Annotated in this window: 22 protein-coding genes and 1 pseudogene; 12 read left to right on the top strand and 11 right to left on the bottom strand. The window is 65.1% G+C overall.

Annotated elements, in window-relative coordinates; translation table 11 throughout:
- The first annotated feature begins 74 nt into the window (after positions 1-74).
- From KA261_00370 to KA261_00330, 9 genes are all read left to right on the top strand, one after another.
- Positions 75-3152 (top strand): DUF2723 domain-containing protein, encoded by a 3078-nt coding sequence (locus tag KA261_00370; protein ID MBP7696237.1) that lies wholly within the window; start codon positions 75-77, stop codon positions 3150-3152.
- Positions 3149-4264, top strand: coding sequence for a glycosyltransferase family 4 protein (locus KA261_00365; GenBank protein ID MBP7696236.1), 1116 nt, complete (start codon positions 3149-3151; stop codon positions 4262-4264). Before KA261_00370 ends, KA261_00365 begins: the two co-directional genes overlap by 4 nt.
- Entirely contained in the window at positions 4261-5301 is a 1041-nt protein-coding gene (locus tag KA261_00360; GenBank protein MBP7696235.1) for a flippase-like domain-containing protein, read from the top strand. The genes KA261_00365 and KA261_00360 overlap by 4 nt, the downstream gene beginning before the upstream one ends.
- A gap of 15 nt (positions 5302-5316) precedes the next feature.
- A complete protein-coding gene (locus tag KA261_00355; protein MBP7696234.1) occupies positions 5317-7536 on the top strand; it encodes a glycosyltransferase family 39 protein in 2220 nt (739 codons plus the stop codon).
- A 15-nt stretch (positions 7537-7551) separates the two neighbouring features.
- On the top strand, positions 7552-8568 hold the full coding sequence (locus KA261_00350) for a Gfo/Idh/MocA family oxidoreductase (GenBank protein MBP7696233.1): 1017 nt from the start codon (positions 7552-7554) through the stop codon (positions 8566-8568).
- A gap of 2 nt (positions 8569-8570) precedes the next feature.
- Positions 8571-9146, top strand: a complete 576-nt coding sequence (locus KA261_00345) for an N-acetyltransferase (GenBank protein ID MBP7696232.1) — start codon at positions 8571-8573, stop codon at positions 9144-9146.
- Positions 9147-9156: 10 nt separating this feature from the next.
- The gene (locus KA261_00340) at positions 9157-9885 is read left to right on the top strand and encodes a glycosyltransferase family 2 protein (GenBank protein MBP7696231.1); all 729 of its coding nucleotides are present in this window, start codon (positions 9157-9159) and stop codon (positions 9883-9885) included.
- 119 nt (positions 9886-10004) lie between these two features.
- Positions 10005-10568 (top strand): hypothetical protein, encoded by a 564-nt coding sequence (locus tag KA261_00335; GenBank protein MBP7696230.1) that lies wholly within the window; start codon positions 10005-10007, stop codon positions 10566-10568.
- 18 nt (positions 10569-10586) lie between these two features.
- Positions 10587-10901, top strand: a complete 315-nt coding sequence (locus tag KA261_00330; protein ID MBP7696229.1) for a response regulator transcription factor — start codon at positions 10587-10589, stop codon at positions 10899-10901.
- A gap of 538 nt (positions 10902-11439) precedes the next feature.
- Here KA261_00330 and KA261_00325 read toward each other — a convergent pair.
- From KA261_00325 to KA261_00315, 3 genes are read right to left on the bottom strand one after another with little or no spacing between them, the layout of a single operon-like run.
- Entirely contained in the window at positions 11440-11952 is a 513-nt protein-coding gene (locus tag KA261_00325; GenBank protein MBP7696228.1) for a hypothetical protein, read from the bottom strand.
- Positions 11949-13577, bottom strand: a complete 1629-nt coding sequence (locus KA261_00320) for a C10 family peptidase (protein ID MBP7696227.1) — start codon at positions 13575-13577, stop codon at positions 11949-11951. The genes KA261_00325 and KA261_00320 overlap by 4 nt, the downstream gene beginning before the upstream one ends.
- A 16-nt stretch (positions 13578-13593) precedes the next feature.
- A complete protein-coding gene (locus tag KA261_00315; GenBank protein ID MBP7696226.1) occupies positions 13594-15081 on the bottom strand; it encodes a hypothetical protein in 1488 nt (495 codons plus the stop codon).
- A gap of 667 nt (positions 15082-15748) precedes the next feature.
- On the opposite strand from KA261_00315, the gene KA261_00310 reads away from it, so the two are divergent.
- Complete coding sequence (locus tag KA261_00310; GenBank protein ID MBP7696225.1) at positions 15749-16267, top strand: rhodanese-like domain-containing protein; 519 nt, start codon at positions 15749-15751, stop codon at positions 16265-16267.
- Positions 16255-16737, top strand: a complete 483-nt coding sequence (locus KA261_00305) for a DoxX family membrane protein (GenBank protein MBP7696224.1) — start codon at positions 16255-16257, stop codon at positions 16735-16737. Before KA261_00310 ends, KA261_00305 begins: the two co-directional genes overlap by 13 nt.
- On the opposite strand, the gene KA261_00300 is transcribed toward KA261_00305, so the two are convergent.
- The 8 genes and pseudogenes from KA261_00300 to tadA form a co-directional block, all read right to left on the bottom strand.
- Positions 16706-17986: a hypothetical protein gene (locus tag KA261_00300; GenBank protein MBP7696223.1), complete on the bottom strand. Its 1281-nt coding sequence runs from the start codon at positions 17984-17986 to the stop codon at positions 16706-16708. The genes KA261_00305 and KA261_00300 overlap by 32 nt on opposite strands.
- Before the next feature lie 4 nt (positions 17987-17990).
- Complete coding sequence (locus KA261_00295) at positions 17991-18434, bottom strand: hypothetical protein (protein ID MBP7696222.1); 444 nt, start codon at positions 18432-18434, stop codon at positions 17991-17993.
- Complete coding sequence (locus tag KA261_00290) at positions 18431-18991, bottom strand: hypothetical protein (GenBank protein ID MBP7696221.1); 561 nt, start codon at positions 18989-18991, stop codon at positions 18431-18433. The genes KA261_00295 and KA261_00290 overlap by 4 nt, the downstream gene beginning before the upstream one ends.
- Positions 18988-20586 (bottom strand): pilus assembly protein PilM, encoded by a 1599-nt coding sequence (gene pilM / locus KA261_00285; GenBank protein MBP7696220.1) that lies wholly within the window; start codon positions 20584-20586, stop codon positions 18988-18990. Before pilM ends, KA261_00290 begins: the two co-directional genes overlap by 4 nt.
- Positions 20587-20593: 7 nt before the next feature.
- Positions 20594-21082 carry a prepilin-type N-terminal cleavage/methylation domain-containing protein gene (locus tag KA261_00280; GenBank protein MBP7696219.1) on the bottom strand — a complete coding sequence of 163 codons (489 nt, stop codon included), beginning with the start codon at positions 21080-21082 and terminating at the stop codon, positions 20594-20596.
- Between the two features lie 283 nt (positions 21083-21365).
- Positions 21366-21497, bottom strand: a pseudogene (locus KA261_00275) (prepilin-type N-terminal cleavage/methylation domain-containing protein).
- An 86-nt stretch (positions 21498-21583) separates the two neighbouring features.
- Positions 21584-22798, bottom strand: coding sequence for a type II secretion system F family protein (locus KA261_00270; GenBank protein ID MBP7696218.1), 1215 nt, complete (start codon positions 22796-22798; stop codon positions 21584-21586).
- The gene (gene tadA, locus KA261_00265; GenBank protein MBP7696217.1) at positions 22782-24515 is read right to left on the bottom strand and encodes a Flp pilus assembly complex ATPase component TadA; all 1734 of its coding nucleotides are present in this window, start codon (positions 24513-24515) and stop codon (positions 22782-22784) included. The genes KA261_00270 and tadA overlap by 17 nt, the downstream gene beginning before the upstream one ends.
- A gap of 238 nt (positions 24516-24753) precedes the next feature.
- Here tadA and KA261_00260 point away from each other — a divergent pair, with 238 nt between their 5' ends.
- A complete protein-coding gene (locus KA261_00260; protein MBP7696216.1) occupies positions 24754-26409 on the top strand; it encodes a hypothetical protein in 1656 nt (551 codons plus the stop codon).
- Positions 26410-26543: the final 134 nt, after the last annotated feature.

The raw sequence follows: 26543 nt of genomic DNA, 5'->3' as shown, positions 1-26543 counted from the left end.
AAATCCGTTATATTCAAGGGTTTTTGACGGACAAGGGATGAATCCGCCGGACACCAGCCGGCCAAAAATCGCCTATGGCCAAGTCTGACAAGTCGAAGCAGGCCGCTCCCGCCGCGGACGGCGCGGTGCCCGGGACGGCGCCGGGCGGGCTCGCGGTCGCACCGCCGGAAGCACTGGACGGATGCGGTTTTGACCGCACCAATGCCTTCGCCGCGGCCGGGATTGTGCTGGTCGCTTTCGCGATGTACGCGCGCACGGTCGCGCCGACCCTCTCGTTCTGGGACTGCGGCGAGTTCATCGCCGTGTCGTCGATCCTCGGCATCCCGCACCCCCCCGGCTCCCCCTTGTACGTGCTGCTCGGACGGCTGTTCAGCATTCTCCCGACGGCCGCCGATCCGGCCATGCGAGTGAACCTGCTGTCGGGAGTCTCCTCGGCCTTCGCCGCCATGTTCGCCTACCTGATCGTCGTGCGCCTTCTCCGGGCGTGGTTCTCCGGTCCGGCCGTTATCGACCGGCTGACGGTGTACCTGGGCGGGGCGGCCGGAGCGCTCTTTGCGGCTTTCGGGCTGACCAACTGGAACAACGCGGTCGAGGCGGAAGTGTACGGGCTGACGATGGCCCTCATGCTGTGCGTTTTCTGGCTGGGGCTGCGCTACCGGCAGCACCAGGAAACGCCGGCGGGGGATCGGATCATGTTCCTGGCGGTGTTTCTGTCGGTGCTCGGCGTGGGGGTGCACCTCATGGCGTTTGTGGCGCTCCCCATTGTCGCGCTGTTCTTCATTTTGAAAAAGGAATCCCCCGCCTGGGTATGGTTCACGGTGGCCGCATTCCTGCTGCTCGAGATGTATTTGATCTTCGCGCTGTCCTCGCGGCCGGGGGAGGTGCCCTACTGGGTGCCGGTGACGATCGTGGGGGCATTCTACTACCTGTACATGTTCTCGTTCGAGCGGATCCCGCGCGTGCATGTCTGGTTCGCGGTCGGGTTCTTGGCAGCCATGATCCCGCTGGCGGGCGAGGTGATCGCGCGGATCGCCGGATCGGAAGGGGCGGCCGGCCGGGTGCTCACCGGAGCGGGGATGGCGGCGTTCGCGGCGCTGGCGGCCGGCGCCGCGTACATCGGGTGGTCCTACTCGAACAAGCGGGGTCGAATGAAGGACAGGGAGGCGGCCCGCGCCTATCTCGCGCCGGCGGGGTTCGTGGCCGCTGCGGTCGTCATGGTCGCGCTGCTGTTCATGTTCAAAGGCTACAAGCCCTTCCTGCTGGCCACCGTCATCCTCGGGGCGCTCCTCCTGGTGCTGCTTCGCCGGTATCTTCGCTGGGAGTTCCTGATCGCGATTGTTGCGATCGGGACGATCATTGTCGAGGTCAAGCCGTTCCTCCTGGCGGTCGGGCTGGCGGCGGTCGTGCTCGCGCTTTTGGGCCTGGCGCGCATGCTCCCGGGGTGGAAGAGCGCGTTGCTGATGCTGGCGGTGGCGCTGGTCGGCTTTTCGATCAACGCCTACATGCCGGTCCGGGCCGCCCGGGAGCCGGCGATCAACGAGAACAACCCGCAGACGATCGCCCAGACGATCGACTTCCTCGACCGCAAGCAGTACCAGCGGATCTCGATGGTGGAGCGGATGTTTGTCCGGCGCGGGTCGTGGGAAAATCAGTTCGGCAACTACCAGCGGATGGGATTCTGGCGGTTCTTCCACGAGCAGTACGGCCTGCGGGGCCCGGAGTCGGTGCTGCTCATTCTGGTCGGTTTGTTCGGCGCCTGGGAGGTGGTGCGGCGGCGGCCGAGTCTCGGCCTCGCGCTCGTGCTGCTCTTGCTGATCACCTCGGTCGGGCTGGTGCTGTATATGAATTTCGCCGACGGGACACGGCAGAGCCCGGTGACCGGCCAGGACTACCTGGAAGTCCGCGACCGGGACTATTTCTTCACGACCGCGTTCGTGCTGTTCGGCATGTCGATCGGGCTGGGGCTGGCGTTTTTGGCGGGCGCGCTGCGGGATCTCGCCCGGCGCGCCGGCAGCGGCGTGCGCGCGGCGGCGGCGGCCGCCTCGCTGCTGTTGTTCGCGGCGCCGGCGATCGCCCTCGCCGGCAACTATCACTATGCCGATCGGAGCGAGAATTTCATCCCCTACGACTACGGCATGAACCTGCTTGACTCCGCACGGCCCGACGCCATCCTGTTCACCCACGGCGACAACGACACTTTTCCCCTGTGGTGTCTGCAGGAGACGTTCGGGCAGCGGCGCGACGTCACTGTCGTGAACCTGTCACTCGCCAACACCGACTGGTACATCCGGCAGATCCGGAGCACGCTCGGGCTGGAGTTGCCGTGGACGGACGAGCAGATCGGGCGCCTGGCCTCGCAGCGCCGTCCCGACGGCACCTGGTACCGGGTGCAGGACATGGTGGTCGACGCCCTCATGGGCCGCTACTACGGCCGGCGGCCGATGTACTTCTCGGTGACCGTGGGCAGCGGGGCGCGGACATTCCGCGGCGAACCGATCGACCCGCGGCTGACCATGGAGGGGCTGCTCTACCGGATCGAAGAACCGCACGGGCGAATCAACGTCGATGTCGAAGGCTCAATAGATTTCTTCATGAACCGCTTTCGCGCCCGCGGGGTGAACGACCCAGCCGTGTACCAGGACGATGCGACGCTGCGTCTGACGGCCAACTACGGCAACGCCTTCCTCATGGTCGCCGACACGCTGCGCAAGGCGGGCCGCCTGGCCGAGGCCGAGAAGCTGGTGGCCCATGGCTGGGCGCTCGTGCCCCACAACGGCGACATGCCGGAGTTTCTCGCGACGGTCTACACCGAGCAGGTCCGGGTGGGCGACCTCGAGGCGCTGCTGGACACGGTGCGGGTCGGCGACCGGGACTGGATGCAGACCCTCTTGGCCCGCGCCTGCGTGCTGGCCGGGGACACGGCCAAGGCGGAGGCCACCCTGGAGTCGATTCTCCGCGCCAACACAACTTACCGGACAGCGCTCGAGGAATTGTTGCGACTGCGCTTCGCCCGGCGCGACCTGGAGGGCATGAAAGCGGCGCTGCGCCTGTGGCTGGAGTTCAACCCCGACGATAGCCAGCTGGCCGCCGCACTGCGCCAACTCGACGCCGGCGCCTCGTTCGACGAACTCCTGAAGGATTCCGGCCGGTGAATATCCTCGCCCTCAACTGGAACGACCTGAGCAATCCCTACGCCGGCGGAGCCGAGGTTCACCTCGCAGAGCTCCTCCGCCGCCTCGTCGCCTACGGCCATCGGGTCACGCTCTTCTGCTCCAACTACCCCGGCGGCAAGCCGGAGGAGGTCATCGCCGGGATCCGCATCGTCCGCCGGGGGAACCGCTACAATTTCAACCTGATCGCCCCCCTCCACCTGCGGCGGCTGGCGCGCGCCGAGACGTTCGATCTGCTCGTCGAGGACGTCAACAAAATTCCGTTCTACACGCCGCTCTACCTGCGCCTGCCGACGCTCGTCGTGATCCCGCACCTGTTCGCGACGACCGTGTTCCGCGAGATCAACGCCGTGCTGGCCACCTACATCTATCTGGCCGAACGGCCCGTCGTACGGGTGTACCGCGGGTTTCCCTTCAACGTGATTTCCGAGTCGACCGCGGATGACCTGGCGGCGCGGGGCATCCCGCGCGCCGACATCTCGGTGATCCACTGCGGGATCGACGCGGCCACCTACTCGCACGACCCCGCGGCGGCGAAGTACGAGCGGCCCACCGTGCTGTACCTGGGGCGGATCAAGAAGTACAAGTCGGTCCAGCACCTGGTGCGGGCGATGGCGCTGGTCCGGGAGCGGGTGCCGGGAGCCCGGCTGATGGTCGTGGGCACGGGGGATTACCTCGCGCCGCTCCGGGCGCTGGCGGCGAAGATGGGGCTGGGGGACGACGTCGAATTTCCGGGCTACGTGCCGCTCGAAGAGAAAGTGGCCCGGATGCGGCGCGCCCACGTGGCTGTGCTGCCCTCGCTCAAGGAGGGCTGGGGATTGACCAACATCGAAGCCAACGCGGTGGGGACCGCCGTGGTGGCCGCTGATTCGCCGGGGCTGCGGGATTCCGTGCGTGACGGCGAGACCGGGCTGCTGTACCCCTACGGCGACATCGCCGCGCTGGCCGAGCGGCTCGTGCGCGTGCTGACCGACGTCCCCCTGCGGCAGCGGCTCGAGGCGGGGGCGCTCCGGTGGGCGGCCCGGTTCAACTGGGACGACGCGGCGCGCGAATTCGAGGCGCTCGCCCTCCGGGTGGCGGAGGGGCGGCGATGACCCATCGAACCAAGAAACTCCTCTACACGGGTGTGGGAATCGTCATCTCCGGCTACCTCGTCTGGCTGCTGCTGGAGCGGATCAATTTCGCCGAACTCTCGCGGGCGCTCAGCGGGGCCAACTACTACTGGCTTCTCCCGAACGTGGCCTTCATCGTGCTCACCATGTACCAGCGTGCCTGGCGGTGGCGGGCGATGGTCGAGCCGATCGCGGAGGTTCCTTTCCGGCGCCTGCTGGCGGCGACCTGGATCGGGTTCATGGCCAACAACGTCCTCCCCCTGCGACTGGGCGAGTTCGTGCGGGCCTACTCGCTGGCGGCGCAGGAGCGGCGGATCACCAAGTCGGCCTCGCTGGCGACCATTTTCGTGGAACGGATGGTGTTCGATCTGGTGGCGCTGCTGCTCATTTTCGGCGCCGTCCTCTATTACTCGCACATCCTGATGGACTCGACCATGCAGCGGGGTCTGTGGGTCGCCATTGCGATCGCGCTCGGCGGCATCCTGTTCATCACTATCCTCGCGAGCCGCCCGGCCCAGGTGGGGCGGTTGCTGACGCGCTACCTGTTCTTCGTGCCGGCGGGGGTGCGCGAGACGATCCGGGGGATAATCCTCAAGTTCTCGCGGGGGCTGGAGTTCCTCTCCCGCGGGCGGAGTGTCGTCTCGGTGAGTGCCCAGACGCTCCTGATATGGATTCTCATGGGCCTGTCGAACATCTTCGTCTTCTGGGCTTTTGGCCTCGACCTGCCGCTCGATGCCTCGTACGTCGTGCTCGTGGTCGTGTCCATCTCGATCCTCGTGCCTTCGACGCCGGGGTTCGTCGGGGTGTACCATTTCGGGGCGGTCTGGTCGCTCATGCAGTACGGAGTGACCAAAGAAGCCGCGCTCTCGTGCGCCCTGGTGCTCCACGCGGCCCAGTACATCGTCGTCACCATCGGGGGGTTCTACTTCCTCAGGAAAGAGCATCTCTCGCTCGGCCGGCTCGAGGCGGAGGCGGCGGAACCCGAGGGCCAATCGCCCGTGGGCCGCCGGGCGACATAGAGGGACATACCACCGATGCCCGACACCGCCTACCGTCGATATGTCCTGGCCATCCTCGCTGTCGCCCTGGTCCTCCGCGTGGGGTACCTCGCGTTCGGTGAAGTGCTGCCGGTGATGTGGGATGCCCGGCGCTACGCAGCGGCCGGGCTCGCCCTGATCTCGCTGGTGGATCATTCGGCACCCGCCGGGGCGGCTACCGAGCACGACGACCGCTACCGGTTCAGGCACTACTACGAGAAATACATCCAAGGGGAGCAGATCGAGTGGCTGTCGTACGCGCCGCACACGCTCACGCAGGCGAAGGAGGAGCTTTTTTTCAGCGGGCCGCTCTATCCGCTGGTGCTGGCGGCCGTATTTTTTGCCGCCCCCGCCGCCGATTTCACCGTCGCGCGGACAGTCGGCGTGCTGTGCGACCTTCTGGCCAACGTGCTGCTGATCGCGATCTGCGTGCGGCTGGTCGGACGGCGTGCGGCGCTGATCGCCGGCGCAATCTACGCCGTCTATTTCCCCTTCATCCTGGCCTCGACCATGCTCCTTCTGGAGACCTCCACCAGCCTGCTCATCCTCCTGACCATCTACCTCATGATCCGCAGCGTGGAGACCAATCGCCGTCGGCCTCTGGTCCTGGCGGGGCTGCTGGCCGGCGCGCTCGTGCTGAACAAGCCGACCGCCATGCTCCTGGCGATTCCGTTCCTGCTCGGGTACTATTTCTACACGCGCCCGGTGTGGGGGAGGGCGGCCTTTACGGTCCGCGCCCTTTCGTTTGCCGTGCCGCTGGCTGCTGTCTTTGTCGGCTGGACCGCGGCCGCGTCGCTCCACTATGGCCGGGTGACGCTGCGCGACCCCGAGTACGCCGATGCCAACCTCCGACAGTCGACCTCAATCCCCAACGCGGGGTATGACCTGGACATGGTCGAGGAGGGGTTCTGGGAACGGTCGGTGGCGGGGGATATCCTGGCCGACCCGGCCGGGTTTGCGGGGCTGACGGTTCAGAAATTCGACCGCCTGTGGCGGCGGCCGTACAATGACTTTCGGAAGAGTTTCCTTTTACCCGGTGCGGCCACCGAACTTCTGCATCTGGCGGTGGTTCTCGGCGGTCTGGCCGGGCTGCTGCTTTTGGTCAGAGTGCACCCGGGGCGGGCCGCCTGGCCTGTCTTCATCATGCTGTACTACACGGCGATTCATCTGGTATTTCACGCTCTGTCCCGATACAATTTCCAGGCGATGGGGATGGTCATGGCGGCGTTCGGCTATCTCGCGAGCGAGACCGCCGCGGCTTATGCGGGCCGGACACCCGCCGCGTGGGCGCGACCGGCCGCCGCTGTGGGTGTGGTGATCCTCGGGCTGGCATTCGACGCCCACTGGATCAACGCGGTGTTCGGCACCGGATTGAGCGAGGGGCTGGTGGTCGCCGCGCTGGCGGCCAAGAGCCTCCTCGTGCTGGCCGGGATCTGCCTGCTGCTGCGCCCCGTGGCCCGGCGCCTTCAGGCAGGCGCGTGGACGGTTCCGGCGGTAACCGCGGCCGTGGTTGCGATGGTCATGGCCTCGCACGCGCTGGCCTGGAACCAGTGGGCGGAGTTTGGCTGCCGGCTGGAGACGACCGACAGGAAAGCGGGGACGCGGATATACATTTCGACGCTGCGGCCAGTGGCCGATAACGAGATGCTCGCGGTCGCGGCCGATCTCAACTCCGGAGCCGGGCGGCGGAATACGTTCTCCCTGCAGATCGGAGAGGCCACCATTCCGCTGGTCGGCGGGCAGCCCCCCTTGGCCGAGTTCTTTTACCCCAAACCGACCTATCGCTACTACGCCCAGCTGATCCCGATGGGCCTCGAAGAATTCCGCCAATACGCGGTGATCCCGGTGCCGGATTCCATGGTGCGGCGGCTGATCGGGGAGCAGGGGTACCTGGAGGTGAGCGTGGCGATCAACGGCTCGCTGGCGGAAGAGAACAACTTCGTCACCCTCTGGGGACGGTACGACGGCGACGAATCGACGGGTCTGATCCCGGGGTGGCGCCGGACCTCGATCGAGCGGTTCGTGCATCAGAACGATCCGCGGCTGCCGCAGCCCGTGAAATTCGTGTCGGATTCGGCGGTTTGCTATTATATTCCGCGGGCCGACGGCGACCCGAGCGCCGGCGGCGACCTCGCGCCGGCCTGGGGCCGGCAGACCGGACGGTACAATCTGTTTCTCATGCATTTCAAGGCGGACGGCTCGGTGGATGTATACTGACAAGCGAAGGGACCAATGGCCATGCAGGTAGGCGTCATCGGCTGCGGCTACTGGGGACCGAATCTCATCCGGAACATCGCGGCCCACCCCGAGATGAAGGTGCAGGCGATCGCCGACCTGCGCCGCGAACGGCTCAATCTGATCGCCCGGCAGTACCCCACGATCACCCGGTGTTCGGCCGATGCCGGGGAGGTGATCCGGGCGCCCGAAATCGACGCCGTCGTGATCGCCACGCCGGTGTCGTCGCACTTTGCCCTGGCCATGGACGCGCTGGAGGCGGGCAAACACGTGTTTCTCGAGAAGCCCTTCACGGCCACAGTCGAGCAGGCCGAACGGCTCATCGAGACCGCCGAGCGCAAAAACCTTCGCCTCTTCGTCGACCACACCTTCCTCTACACCGGGGCGGTGCAGACGATCAAGCGGCTGGTTGACGGCGGGGAGCTGGGCGAGCTGTACTATTTCGACTCGGTGCGGGTCAATCTCGGGCTGTTCCAGCACGACGTCAACGTCATCTGGGATCTCGCGGCTCACGACGTGTCGATCATGGATTACCTGCTGGGACGGGATCCCAGGGCGATTTCGGCGACCGGCGTGGCCCACTTCGACCGCGATCTCGAGAACATCGCCTACGTGACCACGTTCTACGACCACAACCTGCTCGGGCACATCCACGTCAACTGGCTGGCGCCGGTGAAAGTGCGCAAGACGCTCCTGTCGGGGTCGAAGAAAATGGTGATCTACGACGACATGGAGCCCTCGGAGAAAGTGAAAGTGTACGACCGGGGGATCGACTTCGTCCGCGACAAAGACCAGATCTACAACATCCTCATCGAGTACCGCACCGGCGACATGTGGGCGCCGAAAGTCGAGCTCACGGAGGCGCTGCGGAAAGTGACCGCCGAATTCTACAATGCGGTCAACGAGAACCGGGCGCCGATGACCGACGGCCGCGCCGGGCTGCGCGTCGTCCGCATTCTCGAGGCCGCCAACAAGTCGATCCGCGCCAACGGCAAACTGATCGAGGTGCGGTGACGATGGCGGACCGAGGCTACACGGTGCATCCGACCGCGCTGGTGGCGACCGACCGGATCGGCGCCGGAACCCGGATCTGGGCCTTCTGCAACGTCCAGGCCGGGGTCACGATCGGGGCCGACTGCAACGTCTGCGACCACTGCTTCGTCGAGCGCGGAGCGGTGATCGGGGACCGCGTGACGATCAAGAACGGCGTGGCGGTCTGGGAGGGCGTGGTGCTCGAAGACGACGTCTTTGTCGGCCCCAACGCCGTGTTTACCAACGACGTGTACCCCCGGAGCAAAGTGTACCACGCCGAGGTCGCCCGGACGCTCGTGCAGCGCGGGGCGACAATCGGCGCCAACGCGGTGATCGTCGCCGGGCACACAATCGGGCAGTGGGCGATGATCGGAGCCGGGGCCGTGCTGACCAAAGATGCGCCCGATTTCACCCTCTGGTACGGCAACCCGGCGCGACTGATCGGGTACGTCTGCCGGTGTGCGCAAAGGCTGGAGGTTGGCCCCGACCCGGACGCCATCCGGTGCGCCTGCGGGCTCGTCTACCGGCGGGAAGGAGAACGCCTCGTCTGCGCATCGTAAGACCGATCCTATGGACGCTCGCGACACCCATCGCCGCATCCTCGCGGCCGTATTGACCTACAACGAAGGGGACAGACTCATGCAACTGGCCGCGCGGTTTCCCCGCGAGCGCCGGTATGACGTGCTGTTTGTCGACGACGGTTCAACCGACGGCTCGGCTGATTACCTGGTCAAGGCCGGCTTTCCGGTAATCCGACACGGCGAGAACCGCGGCGTGGGGGCGGGCATTCGCTCTGCCGTGCGGTATTGCCGAGAGCACGGCTACGACGTGCTGGTGATCATGGCCGGCAACGGGAAAATGCAGCCGGAGGAAATCCCCCGGCTGATCGATCCGATTCTGAGCGGGCGGGCGGACTATGTCCAGGGCTCGCGCTACCTGCTCGGAGGGGACAGCCCGAATTTGCCCCTGGGGCGGCACCTGGGGATCAAGGCTTTCACGCTCGCGACCTCGCTCCTGCTGGGCAAACGGCACAGCGACATCACCTGCGGGTTTCGGGCCTACCGGCTGGCCGTGGTCGATGACCCCGAGATCAACATTGAGCAGGACTGGCTGGGGCGGTACGAAATGGAATACTACCTGCACTGGAAAGCGGTGAAACGGGGGTGGCGGGTGGTCGAGGCGCCGGTGTCGATGGTCTACCCCGAGAGCGGCCGGGATTACTCCAAGATACGGCCCCTGGTCGGGTGGTGGTCGATGATTCGGCCCTGGATATATCTCACTCTGCGCCTGAAACGGTAGGGGCTCGTTTTTTGCGCCGCCGGTTTCCATTTCCCAAGTTCAAACTTGACACTTCAGGTCAGCCCCGATAACCTGTTTCCAAACAACTTGATGGGGCTCCGTCAATCGGTGAGTCGACAATGATTAGAGCGATTTTTTCCGTCTTTCTGGTGGCCGTCATCCTCTGGGTCAGCTATTTGAAAGTCTCGCGCGAACACGACAAGCAGCAACTTGCCTATGCAGCCGGGCGGCAGGAAGTCGGCAAAGAGCTGGCGACCAGTCGGCAGGAGGCCGAGTCGCTTCGGACCGCGATGGGGGAGAAGGAGTTGGCGTTTGGCGAGACGCTCATGACCCGGGATGCGGTCTATCAGAAACTGGTTGACTCGCTGGGGGGAACGATCGATACCCTCTCCACCGCGCTCGAAAAAACCAGAGCCCAACTGAAATCGAGCCGGACAACGGCAGCCAAGCCGAAATCGAGCGGCGCCGGCGCGGCTGCCGAAGGCGCCTCGGCGCAAAAAAGCTCTCAACACGAGCGCATTCTCGCGTACTACAATCAGAAGTTCCAGAGTCTGCCGAAGGACTTATCGACGTACGAGCAAAAGGTGGCCCTGGCGGAGATACGCGAGGAAACGGCGCGAAAGTTCAGCATCTCGCTGGCGGAGTTGAATCGCATTCGCGCCGAGCACAAGCTGGAGTATTAGCCAGCAGAAGGCGGGACAATGCAGGCCCGGGAGTCGGATTTTGCCGAAGTGGCGGTCGACCGGCTGTTTCTTGAATCATTTGCCAATGAAGCCTCGCCGTATCATTCGGATGAGGCGGAGCAGATGATTCGGCAGAATCTCGACCAGGTGCGGGAGAAACTCAAGTGGCACATCAACCACTCGCTGTCCAACCGTCAGAAACAGGTCATTAAGCACTACCTGACGGGGAAGACGGAGCGCCAGATAGCCGATTTGCTCGGGGTGACACAGCAGGTGGTGAACATTTATAAGCATCGGGCAATAAACAAATTACACAGGATTCTCACGTCCTAGCTGTATGTCAAATACCTACTAGATAGAGGGACGATTACATCACAGGTACCCGCCAGCACCTTTGATGGATAGATATAGGTAGTAAAAGGCCATAGGTCATCGCAGTCGCAAGGAGGTGGTTTTCTCGTCGTAAGCTACAATCCCTATAGCTTCACCGCTGTTCCCCGGTTACAAGTTGCATTGTGAGAGTGCCGCTAACCAAAGAGGGGGAAGAGACTTCATAAGCGAGATAGGGAGATCTGGTTCATGCCGAAGAGCAAAGATGACAAACGGTTCGCATCTCTGGGAGAGAAGGATTGCTGGCACCCCTACGGGCTACAGGTCCTTTCGCCGGCCAAGTTCTCGTCCGTAGTGGGAAAGATACTGTGCGGGCATTACATTCTGATATCGTCCCGATTTGCCCGCAGCGCCGAGCAAACCCATTGATGAGATGACGTCTCCGGCGGGGTCGGATGATCCTGCGCGACTGCGAACTACCGAATGTACGGGGCTCGTCCCGATCGACGAGCCCCGTTTCTATCGTGGATCGCGCAGCACCCTAACAGGCCGCCGGGGCCGGACCGCCGCGGAACAGGTAGTTGATCAGCAGGGTCAGGTCCGAGACCTTGACCGCCCCGTCGGCGTTGGTGTCGCCGTGGTCGAGGCAAGTCGGAGCCGGGCCGCCGCGGAAGAGGTAGTTGATGAGGGCGGTCAGATCCGATACTTTGACCGAGCCGTCATCATTGAAATCCCCGCGCAGCGTGCAGCATCCGCCGCTCCCCCCGCCGAAATCCTGCCAGAACCCCTGGTTCAGCGTGAACGACGCCGATGAGCCCGCGCCGACTGCAGTCTGGCCGACTGTCCCGTTTAGCAGGAAGTTGGCCGAGACGCCCGGCCCCCCACCGGAAGCCACGACCTGCCAGTTGATGGCGACGGCATCGGCGTCGCGCAGAGGTGCGCTTGACGCGTCCGGGGCCGGCGGCGTCGCGGTCGGCTGCATGAAGCCCGCGAGGGGCATCAGCAGGAGCGCCGCCCCGAGCACCCACCACCAGTTTCCGATTGGCCGTTTCATTCGGGTTCCCCCTTTCCGAGCCCGGGCGATTTCGCCGCGCCCTTGATAATGACATTGTAACCCTTCAGGGTCAGCGGACGCGAGATGATTAGGTCAGCCGCTGCGGATATGTGTGTCGTCCCGGCTTTGAAGACAAGAGTCGCGCCGTCCGGGGCCGATGCCAGCGCTGCATCGATATTCAGGTGGGGCGAATTCGGCGACCCGTCGCCGGCAATCGTGTTGCCGACAAACCGGACATAGTCTTCGGGGGCAATCATGGTCGCCATCCAGTCGCCCCCCGTCGTGCAGGGCACGATTGAATCGATTGGTCCCAGAGCGGCGCTGTTGTCAGGACCCCACCCGAGATTATGGAGGAACTCGCCGGTTGCGTTATAGTAGCCATAGACGAGCCACGAATGGCTGCATCCTTCAGCCACCACCGGGCGAAACCAGCGAATCTCGGCCTTCGCCGTGTCCGCATTGACAGGCAAGTGATGGCCGTCGGTTCCATACAAGAAGTACTTATGCAGTGAGTCCGGGCTAACAGCCCCTGACGTCCCGCCGTAGCCGTAGCGCGCGCTTATGGCGATAGCGACGTCTCGGCACAACCAGGCGGCGGCGGTGTCACCGGGATCGGCTACTTCATCGGTGTGGACATCCTCCATGAGCGCCCAATCGTACGTGGTCCCGCCAAAGTTGGCCGAAACCGGTACCGAGTCCGCCGGGATGGCATAGAACATGGCATCAAGCGCCGCTTGGTACGCCGGATCGGAACTGAGTTCGGATGCCTTGTCCTTGACGTAGAAGTCCCAGTAACCCCATCCGCGGATCTTCCCTCCGCCGGCTGAACTCCACTCAAACCGGTTATGGAGGATTCCTGCCGGAACAGTAATGGAATTGGGATAGGGTCGTTCCACCCACGTGGGAGAATAGCGCCGCGGGTAGTACTTCGTTTTGCTCCCGCTTCCGGTGGTCGGCCACTGCCAGTAGTACAGCAGTTGAGCTGCCGAAATCGGAGCGCAACCGGCCACACAGTGCGAATCGGTTCCGGGGTGAAGGACCGGCGCAAAGTCGTTGTAAGGCGAGGGCTGGTCCCACTTGCACGTGAGCGGCAGGCGCATAGAATCCGGGTCAGCCCGCAGATCGTCATAGACCCCGTACCCCAAGGGTACCTGTCCGGCGATCAGCGAGCGCCACGCGGACACGCGCTGGACCAGTGCGGGGAGGCGCTCGATCACCACCGGGTCATCGCGCTCGACCCCCGTCTTGATTGTCCGGTGTTTGGCCGCAATACCTTCGAGGATACACTGCACCGCCGGCACTTCCAGATCGTACTCCCCCGACGGATTGTACAGGTAGATCGGCAGCAACAGCGTATCATTGGAGCAGAGGCAGTAACCGCCGCCCGCCAGGTGCGCGATATATGCGACAACCTCGCCCTCCGCCTCGTACGGTTCCATCCGGATCACCATCGCGTCCGGCTTGGGCTGGGCCGTCACATACCGCACCCAGGTTTCCGCCGCGCGCTGGACATCCTCCGCCGGCACACTCCAACTGGTGGTCACCGCGGTCACCGTCAGCGCCAGCGCGATAAGGAGCCATGGCAGGGGAGGAGCCTTGCAGATTGACTGTTTCGTGATAGTCATTGCTTTTTCTCCTCGCCTACTGCAGGCTCACGAGCACGAGGACGAGGCCGCGGCCGCTCTCGAGGGCCGTCATCGCCTTGCCGATCACTGCTCCCTGGGCTCGGTCGAAATCGGTGACCCGCATGGCATGGCCCGGCACCGCCGAGGTCGTGAGAAGATCCCCGGGGCGAATCGGCGCCCTGTCGGCGTCCGCCAAACAATACACCCGCCCGGTCATCGCCACCGGATACTTGCCCGAGGCAATCGTCTCGGCTTGCCCCATCACCAGGCCAGGGGCGATACCCCCTGCGCCGCTCACGACGCCGGCAACGCAGTGATCATAAGGCGCATTTGCGACCGTGAGTTTGCCGGGGTTGGCCGGGTCAATGACCAGCAGCATGCCCGGCTGGATGGTTTCGGCGTTGTGCAGATCAAACGGCTCCGCGAGATCGGCGCCGCCGGTGATCTTGACGATATCGCAGGTCATGGTATCCCCGACGAGAAGAGACGAGGCCACCCGGGCACGTCCGTTGACGTCGAGGGTGGCAACGGGAGTGCCTGTGCCGATGCCCACGAAGCCGGTGCCGGAGTCGAACGTCATGACGTAGCGATTGGCCATGTCATCGTAAATGCTTAGTCTCCGGTGATCGCTCGGACGGAAGAACATGCCCCATTTGCCTACCCCATCTTCCAAGAGCCGCATCTCAGCGTTGTCCCCCCCGACGCCATCGATGAAGATTCTCTCGGTGGCTGAGAGGTCATCGCTGCACTTGATTTTACCGGCTACGTCTAGTGGCACAGTCGGGGTCCTGGTGCCGATACCGACAAAACCGGTACCGGAGTCGAAAGTCATCAGGTAGCGGTTACCCATGTCATCGTAGATGCTGAGATCGCGCCCATCGCTCGGTGCATAGAAAATACCCCATTTGCGGAGTCCGTTTTCGGCAAATCTCAGTTCCACGCCTTGGTCGACAGCGTTATCCATCAGAATGGTTCCCGCAACGTGCAGTTTGTACTGCGGCGCATTGGTGCCGATGCCGACGTTATCGCTCGAGGATTGCAGGACGACATTCGCACCATTGTCAGTCCAGCCGCTGGCCGCGCCCGCCATGGCGTAATCGGCCGTGTCCGAGGTCTTGGCCCACGACGCCACCTGGGCGTAGGGAGCGGCTGAGAGCAGAGCCCGGGGGGTCATCTCCGCGTCCGTCCCGACCTTGATCCCCAGCCAGCGGTCGGCCCCGCCAAAGACCGAGAGGTTGATGGGGTTCACCGATCCGAGGGCGACGCTGAACAGCCCGTCGGCGACGACTACTCCCGTGCGAGTCTCGGTCCACAAGGCCGTACCTCCGCTCGAGGCCGTGTAGATGGTGAAAACCATGTTGACCGTGGTGTCAAGGGGGGCGCCGCCGGTCCCGGTGAGTCTCCCCTGGTAGTTGATGGTGCCGGGCACCTGCGTGTAACCGGTCGTGCCGCTGAGTAAGACTGCGGCGAGCATGATGAAGATCCATAACACCGTTGCCTTCATAGAGGCCTCCTGCGTTGTTGGGCCAAGCGGCCCGGTTTGATTGTGGGTCGGACTGCGGTATTTCGGCATGATCATTGAAGCCTGCGCTTCGGCCCCAGGTCTCGTCTCTCCCGCGCTGCAGAACACCCGTCTCTGGTTGGGAGATGTGGAGCACCGGGGGGAAGGGCCGGGCGACGAAGCGGGGATTGCTCTCCGAAGGCAAAAGCGCACGCACGAGATCCGGTGCACACCCTGCGCTCCGCCCAAGGACCGGGACCAGGACATGGCAGCCACAGCGGCCTCCGCGACTATGCCGTAACGGCGGAAGTCCGGGCAATTGGCTCGACGTCGGTTGGGCGGACCGTCTTGTGGCGAGAAGAAGTGGTCTCGAGGCTGTCCCCGACACCGCCCTGCGTTTCGTCAGTCAGGTTTATGACTTTGACTGAAAGATACGAGGCCGCCGCGGCTGAGTCAAGTCAAATCAGATGCCCGGAGAGGAACCGCCGAGGCGCGCGGAATGGATGACGCTGCCAGGGCGCGTTTCAACTTGACTTGAGAACCGGGGGAGCGTTGTTTCCGCCAAAGCGGCCGAAGGCGCCGATCTCGTAGTCGTCCGAAAGGCCAAACCTTCGGACCGCTGGTCTGTATAACCGACCAAAGGAATCCGACTCGCAAGCGAGCAGACAGCATGGCGTTACGACAACTTATCTTCATCGTCACCCTCTCGGCGGTTCTTGGTCTGGCGGCCAATCTGGTCTCGCCCCACGCTATCCCGTACATCGGGACATGGCGGGAGTTGTCATCGGGCGACGGGCCGATCAAGCCGCCGGAGCATGCGCCGGGCGATCCCCCGTATATCGGGATCGATGTCGCCCATGTCGAGTATACCGGCGGCGGCGTGATTTTCATCGATGCGCGGTCGCCGGAGGAATTCGCCTGCGGGACAATCCCGGGCGCGGTCAATATCCCGTTTGACGAACTCCCCGAGGGGGATCTCACCCCGTATTTCGATTCCGCCCTGGCCGGAGCGCCCAGGGACACCCGGCTGATCACGTTCTGCTCGGGGGAGGAGTGCGACCTCTCGCTGCACCTGGCCCGCAACCTGCAGGCGGTCGGTTACACGGACCTGCTGATTTTTTTCGGCGGCTCGCGGGAGTGGGAGAAGAACGGGCTGGAAATGGAACGGAGGGCGAAATGCGACGGTTGATCGACAACGACTATCTGACGCTGCTCATCCGGCTGTTCGTGGGGGGTGTGTTCATCTATGCGTCCTACTACAAGATCATCAATCCGATGGATTTCGCCAAGAGCATCTGGTACTACCACATGGTGCCGGGGAGTCTGATCAACCTGATGGCGATCGTGCTGCCCTGGTGGGAACTGGTCGCGGGGGTGTGCCTGGTGCTCGGAGTCTGGTATCGGGGGACGGTGTGGTCGATGCTCCTGATGACGGTTATGTTCGGGGCGGCGCTGGCCTCGGCGGCGATTCGGGGGCTGGACATCCAGTGCGGCTGTTTCAAGGCCTCGGTGGGGGCCGGCGACGAGGCCGCGGCCACGCTCGTGCGCGACCTCGGCCTCTTCGTGCTCACCCTTCAGTTGCTCTTCTCGCGCGCGCGGCGGTTCTTTGTCGGCCGCGCACGGCCACTTACGGAAGGACGCGCGGCGTTATCAAGATGATGAGGTCGGTCGTCTTCTTTTCGTTCGACGTGTAGGTAAAGAGGAGATTTCCCAGCAGCGGGATGCGGCCGAGCAGCGGCACCCGCTGTTTCTGCTTCAGCTCGCTCTCTTTGCGCAGCCCGCCCAGGGCAAGCGTTTCTCCCTCGGCGACAGCCACCGTCGTCCGCACCGAGCGCTCCGTGGTGATCGGTTTCTGGTTGTCCACCGGGCCCGTGAAATCGATGATATCCTCAACGACCGGGATCACTTCCATCGTGATCATCCCCTCGCGGTTGACGCGCGGGGTGACGCGCAGGGAGATGCCGACCTCCTCGTCCTGGAAAGTGACGATATCCTGAATCACCGCCCCTTCGGTGAAGCGGTTGATGGTGGCGATGGGAATGACGGTTTGGATCTTGATCTCGGCCTCGTGATTGGCCAGGGTGGTGACGTGCGGATCGGAAATGAGACGGCTGTTGCCGCCCTGCTCGAGCAGGTGGAGCATGACGCTGACCTGCTCGGCGGAGAGCCGCGCCCAGGAGAGGTCGCCGTTGTTGGGATCCCAGGCGAGCGAGGAACCCGACAGACCGGACCCGCCGGTCGAGGCCGAATCGCCGCCGAGGGTGGCGGTCAGCACGGTCGGCCAGGTGAAGCCGATCCTGGTGTCGTCGTCGACGTTGGTTTCGATGATGCGGGCTTCAATGGTGACGACCGGTTCGGGCTGATCGATTTCCTCGAGCACGGCCAGCATGCGGTCCACGACCGACGGGAAATCGGCCAGGAGGAGGCGGTTGGGCCGGTAGGTCTCGGCCGCCGGGAGCGCGACCGCTTCAGCCGAGGGGGATTTGTCCAGGACAATGATCTGCCCCTGCGCCGATTTCAGGGGTTCGAGCGCCTTCTTCGCCGTCACCGGATCCAGAAAGCGCAGGGTCACGGTGCGGGTGTCAAGCTCGCCGGGGGAGACCTGGTCGAACGGTTTGACGATGATAACTTCGCCGCGCACGAAATAATTGTAGCCCATCGGCAGCAGGATAGCGTCCAGGGCGCTGGTCCAGGATACCTCCTCCAGCCGGAGCGACACGGTCCCGGTGACCTCGCCGGAAACGACAAGGTTGAGGCCGTTCTGGACGGCGATCAGGTTGAGGACGTCGGCAACGGCGACGTTTTCAAGGCTGAGGGTGAGCAGTTGGGCAGAGTCGGGCGTGACCTCCGCACCGGCCGCCGGCGCGGCCCCCAGGCAAAGACAGACAAACATCGTGCGCGTAAGCATATGGCTATCCTTTGGCGGCGACGTTGATCTGGAAGCGCCGACCGTCGGCCTCCAGCGTCACCTGCCGCTTGTTGATATCGATCACCACGGCGCCGTCCACACGGTCGCCGACCCCGACGGGCCGGCTGTTGATAATCGCCAGCGGGTGATTCTCGGAGTACACAATGCCGGACAGCCGCCAGGACGGGGCGGGGGCGGCGGGTTCCCGATCGGTGCGGCGAACCCGCACCCGGAAGGGATCCTCCCCCCAGGGCCGCGCGGCAAGGGAGGACACGTCGCTCTGACGCGCCGGCGGATCGGAGCGCGGGACAACCGCAGTGTCCGCGGCAGCGCCGGTCGCCGGCGGCGGCGTCGCGATCGGGCGCGGCCTGCGAAAACTGTAGGCACCCCACACGACCGCCAGGCCGAGCAGGACGTACAGAAACAGGCGGCGGCGGGCGGGGCTCATGCGCTGCCTCCCCTCGAGCCCAGCAGCGCCCGAAGACCGAGCTGCAGGGAGAGCGGCGCGGAACCGTCGGGAGCGCCGGCAATGATGCACCGGTTGATACCCCGGGCGTAATCGCTCCCCTCCACGTCGGCCACGAACCGGCCGAGCTGCTCGAACTCCCCCGTCACCGTGATCTCGAGGTTGAGAAACGGCGGGCTGGCGGCGGCGGCGGTGCGATCAAGCTGCAACAGCTCCTCGACGGGCGGGGTGATTTCCGCCACCCGCAGGCGGTGCCGGTCGGCGCGCGCCACCAGATCGTCGACCAGCGCGAGCACATCGGCGTGCGCGTAGAGCCGGGCGTCAAGATCGAGGCGGAGCGACTCGGCGGTCTGCTCGGCCTTGAGAAACGCCGGAAGCTGCAGGGTGAGCCGGTGCGCCTCGTCTATCCGGCGTTCGGTGTCTCTCACCGCGGCCCGGGCCGAGGCCGCCTTGTGACGGTAGGGCGTGTACACCAGGAAAGCCCACAGCACCACCAGGGCCAGGGCAATTCCTCCGTATATCAGGACCCGCGGTTTCACAGGCGCCCCCGCAGCGCGAGCTGAAATTCGAGGATGAATGTTTCGTCCTGACGGCGCTTGACGTGGCGTTCGACCGTCACGCTGTCGAAGAAGCGGCCCGCGTTCAGCCGATCGACGAAGGCCGCCAAAACTACCTCGGGAGGCACATCGGAAGATGTGACGACGCCGGACAGGCGGAGGTTGGCCCCCGCGGCGGCGGGGGTGAAGTCGTAGCGCGTCAGCCGCACTTCGGGCGGCGTCAGATGCGAAAGCTCTTTTAGATTGAGGGCCAGCGAGGTCGGATTCTTCGCGCTCGCCTTGAGGTAGGAGTCGGCGGCGGCCAAACGGGTCCGCAGGCTGCTCAGCGCGCGGTACGCTCCCGAGTTTTCATAGAGAGCCAATTGCTGCCGGAGGGCGAGGTCGGTCTCCTGCTGCACGTGGAGATCGTGGTAGAGGAATCCCCCGCCCGCGGCCAGGAAAAGCAGGACGGCGGCGACGGCGGTCCGGCCGAGGGCATCGACCCGCCGCCGGCGCCACTCGGCCCGGCGATCCGGGGGCAGGAGGTTGACCAGGTCGGAGCGGCAGAGGGCGGCCGCGATCGCCGGCAGAGCGGCCAGTGCGACGTCGCGTTCGATATGGCCGGCCAGGCGGATCCCCGCGAGACGGTCGAGCGGAAACGGCTCCACGGGGCATCCCAGCCGCTCGGACAACAGCCTCAGCAGGCGGGTGTGGCCGGCCGCGCCGCCGTAAACAAACACCTCCGGCTCGTGGAGGCGCAGGTGCTGGCCCGCGAAATAATCGAGCGACGTCTGGATCTCCGAGGCCAGCGTTTCGGCGAAGAACTCCCGCCGCGCCTCGTCGCCCGCCGTCCCCAGCATCGCCGTGCCGGTGCCGCCGTGGTGGGAGAATTCGAGATTGCCGGCCCGGTAGAAGGCTGTTTCACTCTCGCGCAGTCCGAGACGCACCAGCGTGTAGATGCGGTCGGGGTCAAAATTCGGCAGCGCGGTCAGGAGCACGCCGACCGCTTGCGCTCCGGCATACACGGCCTGAACCGGAACCGCGGCCTGTTCCAGGGGAACGAGTGCCTGGCGGAGGAGCCGGTGCGTGGCCGCAAGCAGCGCCACCCTGCACCGGCCCCCGCCCTCGCCCTCGAGTCGCGCCACCGGGCGAAAACCGCAGGTGAACTCGCCGACCGGGAAAGGGATCTGGCGGCTGGCCTCAATCTCGACGGCTGAGGCCAGATCGGCCCGACTCATTCGGGGCAGGCAGAACGTCCGGACCGTGACGCCGTCCCCGGCGACGCAGGCTGCGAAGCGGGCGCCGCGCCCGCCGTGCCGGCTCCAGAAGTCGGCGACCTGCGAGATTGCGAACTCGGAACCGGCCTCGGGAAGTGCGCCCGGCGGGAGATCCGCATGAAGGACGTCGGTAACAATCCGCCGGGCACCGAAGTGGCGGACAGCCGCCAGGGACAGGGCATCATCGCTGACCCGCCCGGCGAGCGTACGCCCGATCAGAAAGCGGCCGCGGGGCGCAAGGGGGCGTTCCGCCGGGCCGGTAGAGGCCGGGGAGGAGGGCGCGTGTGCGCCGGCGGTGAACTTCTTCAGTAGCGAGCGCATAGCGGTGTCACAACGTCACGCGAAGAGTGTCTCCGCCCCCGACGGAGAGGAGGATCCGGGCGTCCGGGTCGTACACATACGGTACGCCCCAGGCATCGCTGAGGTAATTTCCGCCGGAGGGGTCGATGTACGGGCCGTTCCAGCCGTACCGGGCGAGCCGATCGTACGGCGGGACCGAGTCGGGCCGGACCGTTAGATCACTCAGCCGTCCGGGCAACCGGCCGACATCTCCCTGGAAGCCAGCGGCCACCGGCCGGCCGCCGGCGACAATCTCAGGCGAGCCGACCAGCGCCCGCCGCAGCTCGCCCATTTCCTTTCGGGTGGCCGCCGTTTTAGCGCTCCCGCTCATGTCGGCGAGCTGCGGGATGGCCACGGCGGCGAGAATCCCGAGGATGACGATGATTATGACCAGTTCGACCAGCGTGAAGCCGGCTGGATGAACACTGAGCCGTCGATCGGAGCGGGCGGGGTCGGGCCGGATGCGCTCACCACTCATTTTCGTCGTGGGTGTCGGTGTTGGCCCAGAGCTCGCCGGAGACCGGGTCATAAACCCACCCGCCGCGGTTGCCGATGACAGTGCCGCGCACCTGGCCGGTGCCGTCGACGACCGAGTCGGGTGCATTGGACTGATACGGGTTCGGCGGCAGGCCCTGCGCCATGACCGTGCCGCGGGTCTGCAGATCGGCCAGCGAGGGCCAGGTGGCGGTGCCGGTCTGGACGGCCTGGTTGGCGTAGAAGATGGTGACCGCGGACCGCATCGAGCCGAGGGCACTGCGGGCCGACGCCTCGCGGGCTTCGCCCGAAAGATCCTGGTATTTCGGGATGGCGACGGCGGCGAGGATGCCGAGGATCACGATGATGATGACGAGCTCGATCAGCGTGAAGCCGCGCCGGTTGCGGAGTTGGTTCATGGAATCTACCTCCTGCAGGGGGCTGATTATTGGACACTTACTCTTCTATCGTTATCGGAATAATATCCCGCCCTTTTTAGCCCGCCTCAGCCGTTGAAGACCCGGATCAGGTTCCACATTGGCAGGAAGATCGCCAGCGCCAGAATGAGCACGAAAATGCCCATGACAAACGTGAGAATAGGCTCGAGCACAGCGGTGAGCTGGCGGGAGGTGTACTGCACCTCCTTGCCGTAGTGCTCGCCGACCTCGCGGAGAACCTCGGCGAGGGAGCCGGACTCCAGCCCGATGGTCATCATCTGAAGCGCCAGGGGCGGGAAGTACCGGAACTCGTGCTCGGCCAGACGGCTGTCGCGGCCCTCGCGGAAGAGACCCGCCATGGTGCGGATTTCTCCGGCCAGCGCGCTGTTCTTGACCGTTTCGGCCAGAATTTCGAGGCAGGCGATGATGGGGAGGCCGGCCTGAAAGAGCACATGGAACATCGCGGCGAACCGGGCGACGTTGCTCTTGATGATCAGCGGACCGACGATCGGCAGACGCAGAAGGCGGTGGTCGAGCCACGACTTGCCCCGTTCGGTTCCGATTGCCTGGCGCACTGCAAGGGCGGCGAGCACGAGCGCCATCAGCAGGGCCGGCCAGTAGGCGGAGACCGTATGCTGGAGCCCGATCAGCAAGCGCGTCGGCAGCGGCAGCTGCGCGTTGAACTGCCCATAGAAAGCGGTGAACCGGGGGACCACGTACAGCACGAGCACGAGGGCGGCGGCACCCAGCGCCCCCACCACCATCAGCGGATACCGGGTGCCCGCCTTGACCGCGCGCGAGAGCTCGAGGTCCTGTTCGAGCATCGTGCGCAATTGGGCGAGGATTTCGTCGAGCTTGCCGGACTCCTCGCCGGCGGCGACGCCGGCGACGTAGGCGCGCGCGAAGAGGTCGTCGTGGGCCGCCATCGCCTGTGAGAGCGGGCGGCCGGCCTGGACGGCCAGGCGGATGTCGTCGATCGCGCGGTTGAAGTGCCCGGCGGCAGGCCCGATGCGGATCAGGGCCAGGGCCCGGAGCAGCGGCACGCCCGCCCGGTACATCGTGCCCAGATTGGCCGTAAACGCAATCAGGCGCTCGTAGTGCGGCCCGGAGAAGAAGCTGAGGAGCGAAAATCCACGCCGGCCGGCGACTGCGGCCACGCGGATCGGCACCAGCTGCTGCCCGGCCAGATGCTCCAGCACCTGCTCGCGGCTGTCAGCCAGGAGCACTCCCTCGCGGGTCCGCCCCGCCGCGTCGGCCGCGCGATACTTATACCGGCTCTGCATGGACGGCTCTCCGCGACGCGCTCTCCCCCGGCCGGAGGTAATCCTCGGCGTTCGAGGTCTCTTTGAGCAGTTCCTCAAGGCAGACGCGGCCAGCCCGCACGGCCTCCAGACCGGCCTCGAACAGGGGCACGTAACCCTGGCGGCGGGCCGACTCCCGGATCTCGTTGAGGGGCGCGTTGCGCATGAGCATGTCGGCGATCGTCGGAGTCACCTCGACATACTCGTAAATGCCGGTGAGGCCCCGGAACCCGGTGTTCTTGCACTTCGGGCACCCGACGCCCTTGCGGAAATCGAACTGACTGTCCCGGTCGCGCAGCCCGGCCTGCAGCAGCACCGACTCCGCCGGCCGATAGGGGGCCGCGCATTCGGGGCAGGTGACGCGCACGAGCCGCTGGGCCAGCACGCCCTTGAGCGCCGAGGCCACCAGATAGCGCTCGATGTCCATGTCGACGAGGCGGGCGATGGCCGAGGGGGCGTCGTTGGTGTGGATTGTCGAGAACACCGTGTGCCCCGTCAGCGCCGAGCGAATGGCCATCCGAGCCGTCTCCGGGTCGCGGATCTCGCCGATCATGATGACGTCGGGATTCTGGCGCAGGATCGCCCGCAGGCAGGTCGGAAAGGTGAGCCCGGCCTTCTCGTTGATCTGGATCTGGATGATGAGCGGCAGGGAGTATTCGACCGGGTCTTCGACCGTGATGATGTTCTTCTCCACGGAGTTGATTTCGTGCAGGGTGGCATAGAGGGTCGAGGTCTTGCCGCTCGAGGTCGGGCCGGAAATCAGGATGAGGCCTTCCGGCCTGTAAATGACCGTTTTCCAGGCGGTCTCGAGGGTCGGGCCGAACCCCAACTGCCGGAACGAGAGCAGCAGGTTGCGCCGGTCGAGCAGGCGGATGACGATCTTCTCGCCGTGGATCGTCGGCAGGGTCGAGACGCGGAGGTCGATCGCGGCCTTGTCGACGGTCATCATGAAGCGGCCGTCCTGCGGGAGGCGCTTCTCGGAGACGTCGAGGTTGGCGGCGATCTTGATGCGCGAGATCAGTTCGTTCTGCATGGCTTTGGGCGGGGCCGCCTCCTCGCGCATGGCGCCGTTGATGCGGTAGCGGATGCGCAGGCGGTTTTCCTCGGGCTCAATGTGGATGTCCGAGGCGCGGTCCTTGGCCGCCTGCTCGATCATGAGGTTGACCATCCGCACGACGGCGCTCTCCGATTCGACGTCGGCGCCCGGACGGGGCGCGCCCGACTCGCCGGCCGGGGCGGCGTGGGCGCCGATGATCTGGTTGAGCGAGTCGGCCACCGAGTAGAATTCGTCGATCGCGGCCTTGATCTCCCCCGGGGTGGCGATGGCCCGCTTGATGTTCTTGCCGGTAAGGTAGCGGATTTCGTCGATGGCGATGATATTCAGCGGATCGGCCATCGCCAGCGTCAGGGTGGCCCCGATTTCGAAGATCGGAATGAGGGTGTAGCGGCGGGCGAGGCCGACCGGAACACGGCGGATCACCTCGGGGTCGATGACCATGGCGGTGAGCGTGATCTTCGGTATGCCCAGCCGTTCGGAGACGACGTCGACGAGCTGGTCCTCGGTGAGGGCATTTCTGGACACGAGAATTTCGCCCAGGCGCCGGCCGGTGAGCGTCTGCTCGGCCAGCGCGTCCTCGACCTGGGCGGCGGTGACGTAGCCCTTTTCGACCAGGAGGTCGCCGATTTTCTTTTTTTCCATAGCGTTCCGGTTCCGATACGGGTTTCGGCGCCAACGGGCCGCCGCTCGTTATATCGGCGGGGACCGATGACGGCTGAACCGCGCGGGGCCGGAGGCGGGACCGGGCCGCCGGCTTTTGGCCGGTCCGCAGCGGCCGGCGGCGGCGGCAGCCGATGGATCCCGGAGGCGCGTAGTTGTTTACAAAGGCAGCAAGGGGCCGTTTATTGGGGAGAGGAATCTGGAGAACGGATTGCAGCATTTGCCGTCACTTCTGCTTGTCATCGCCTGGTCGAGTCTCGCGGCTCTGGGGCTGCCCGCCGGGGCGGGCGCGCTGGCGCCGGAGGCCGACCTCGACAGCCTCGGCCCGATCGTCGACTCCATCGTCATCGACAACCGCAACGTCTACGACACCGACGACCCCAAGTACGACAACTTCCTCTTCCGCCTCGCCAACCGAATTCACATCGTCACCCGCGAGCACGTGATCCGGCGGGAGCTTCTGTTCCGCACCGGCGAGCCCTACCCCTATGAACTGGCGGAGGAGTCGGCCCGCAATCTCCGGTCGCGCCTGGCTCTGTACGACGCCTGGATCGAGACGGAAACCCTGCCCAACGGACACCTGCTCGTGCGGGTGGTGACGATCGACGAATGGACGTTGGCGTTCGGGCCGAGCGTGCGCACCGAGGGCGGGGATCATGAATACGAGTTTCTGCTGACCGAGCGCAACGTGCTCGGGCGCAACCAGGAGGTCAGGGCGCGCTACGTCTTCGGCAACAGCGAGAAAGACTTCGTCGACCTCGCCTACACGAACCAGCGCATGTTCGGCCGCCCGGTCCGGGCGGCCGGCGGGTACCGCACTGACCCGGTGAACGGCGTGAAATGGGTCGAGCTGAGCCACCCCTACTACAACCTCACCCAGAGCTTCACCTACCGGGCCGAGGTGGGCGCGTCGGAAGTCCGCCGGGACGTATACAGCGACGACCTCCTCATCGGGCAGTCGTTTCGGGAGGGGGACTGGTGCGAACTGGGCATCGGATCCCGGACCGGCACCTACCGGCGCAAGCTGGAGCTTTCCTGCCGCTACTACTACCGGTTTGACCGGACGGTGGGGACCGCGCTGATCGACACCGATCCCGATCTGATGGAGCAGGCGCTGCGATCGCTGCCGGACGACTCCGCCTACCACCTCGTCGAGGTGGGGACCGCCTTCTCCAACCTTGACTTCACGACGCTGACGCGGATTGACGGGTTCTCGTATACCGAGGATTTTGAACTGGGTTATGGCCTGGGCATCTCCTACGGCCGCGCCTTCCTGCCCGATTTTGACCGGCATGCCTACGACCGGCTGTCGGCGAGCGTTTCCCATGGCCGCCGGTTTGGGTCCAATCTGTGGTACGGTTCCTGGCGGTACACGGTGTGGCTCAGGGGGGAACGCGATCTCCGGCGGCTGAGCGACGTCTACAGCCGCTTCTATCGCCGGTGGTTCGAGTTCCTCACGCTGGCCATGGGGTTCAGCTACCGGTCCGATTGGCGGGCCGACGGCACCGAGGGTCTGGTCATGGGAGGGGAGACCGGGCTGCGCGGTTATGACCAGTACTTCCGCACCGGCGACCGGATGGCGGTTTTGAACCTGGAGGCGCGCTTTTTCCCCGACGTGCGGATACACTCGGCCGTGTTCTCACCGGTACTGTTCACGGACTTTGCGCAGCGGTGGAAGCGGGGGGAGGCGTTCGGGACGGGGGACGTCTACGGGGCAATCGGGGCCGGCCTGCGGATTGCGTTGGAGCACTCGGCCCGGGCCCGGCTGGTGCGGGTGGATGCCTCCTATTCGGAGGTGAATTCCTGGCGGTTTTCGATCTCGGCCGAGCAGTATTTCATCGCCCCCCGCTCCGGATTCTTCTTGACAAGCCCCTGAAATACAATAAATTATGGTGGACCGTGGAAATCTACCCCACCGGCGCGCCGCGCTCCCGTTTGCCCGCGAGCTCGTGGCGGGAACGGCGCAGGATCGGCCGCTGTTGGTAGAATACTTCGTGGTCCGCCCAAGGT

Source organism: Candidatus Zixiibacteriota bacterium, assembly GCA_017999435.1.
Lineage (GTDB): Bacteria > Zixibacteria > MSB-5A5 > GN15 > FEB-12 > JAGNLV01.
The sequence above is the reverse complement of the archived record's forward strand: the minus strand, read 5'-3'. Positions and strand labels throughout refer to the sequence as shown.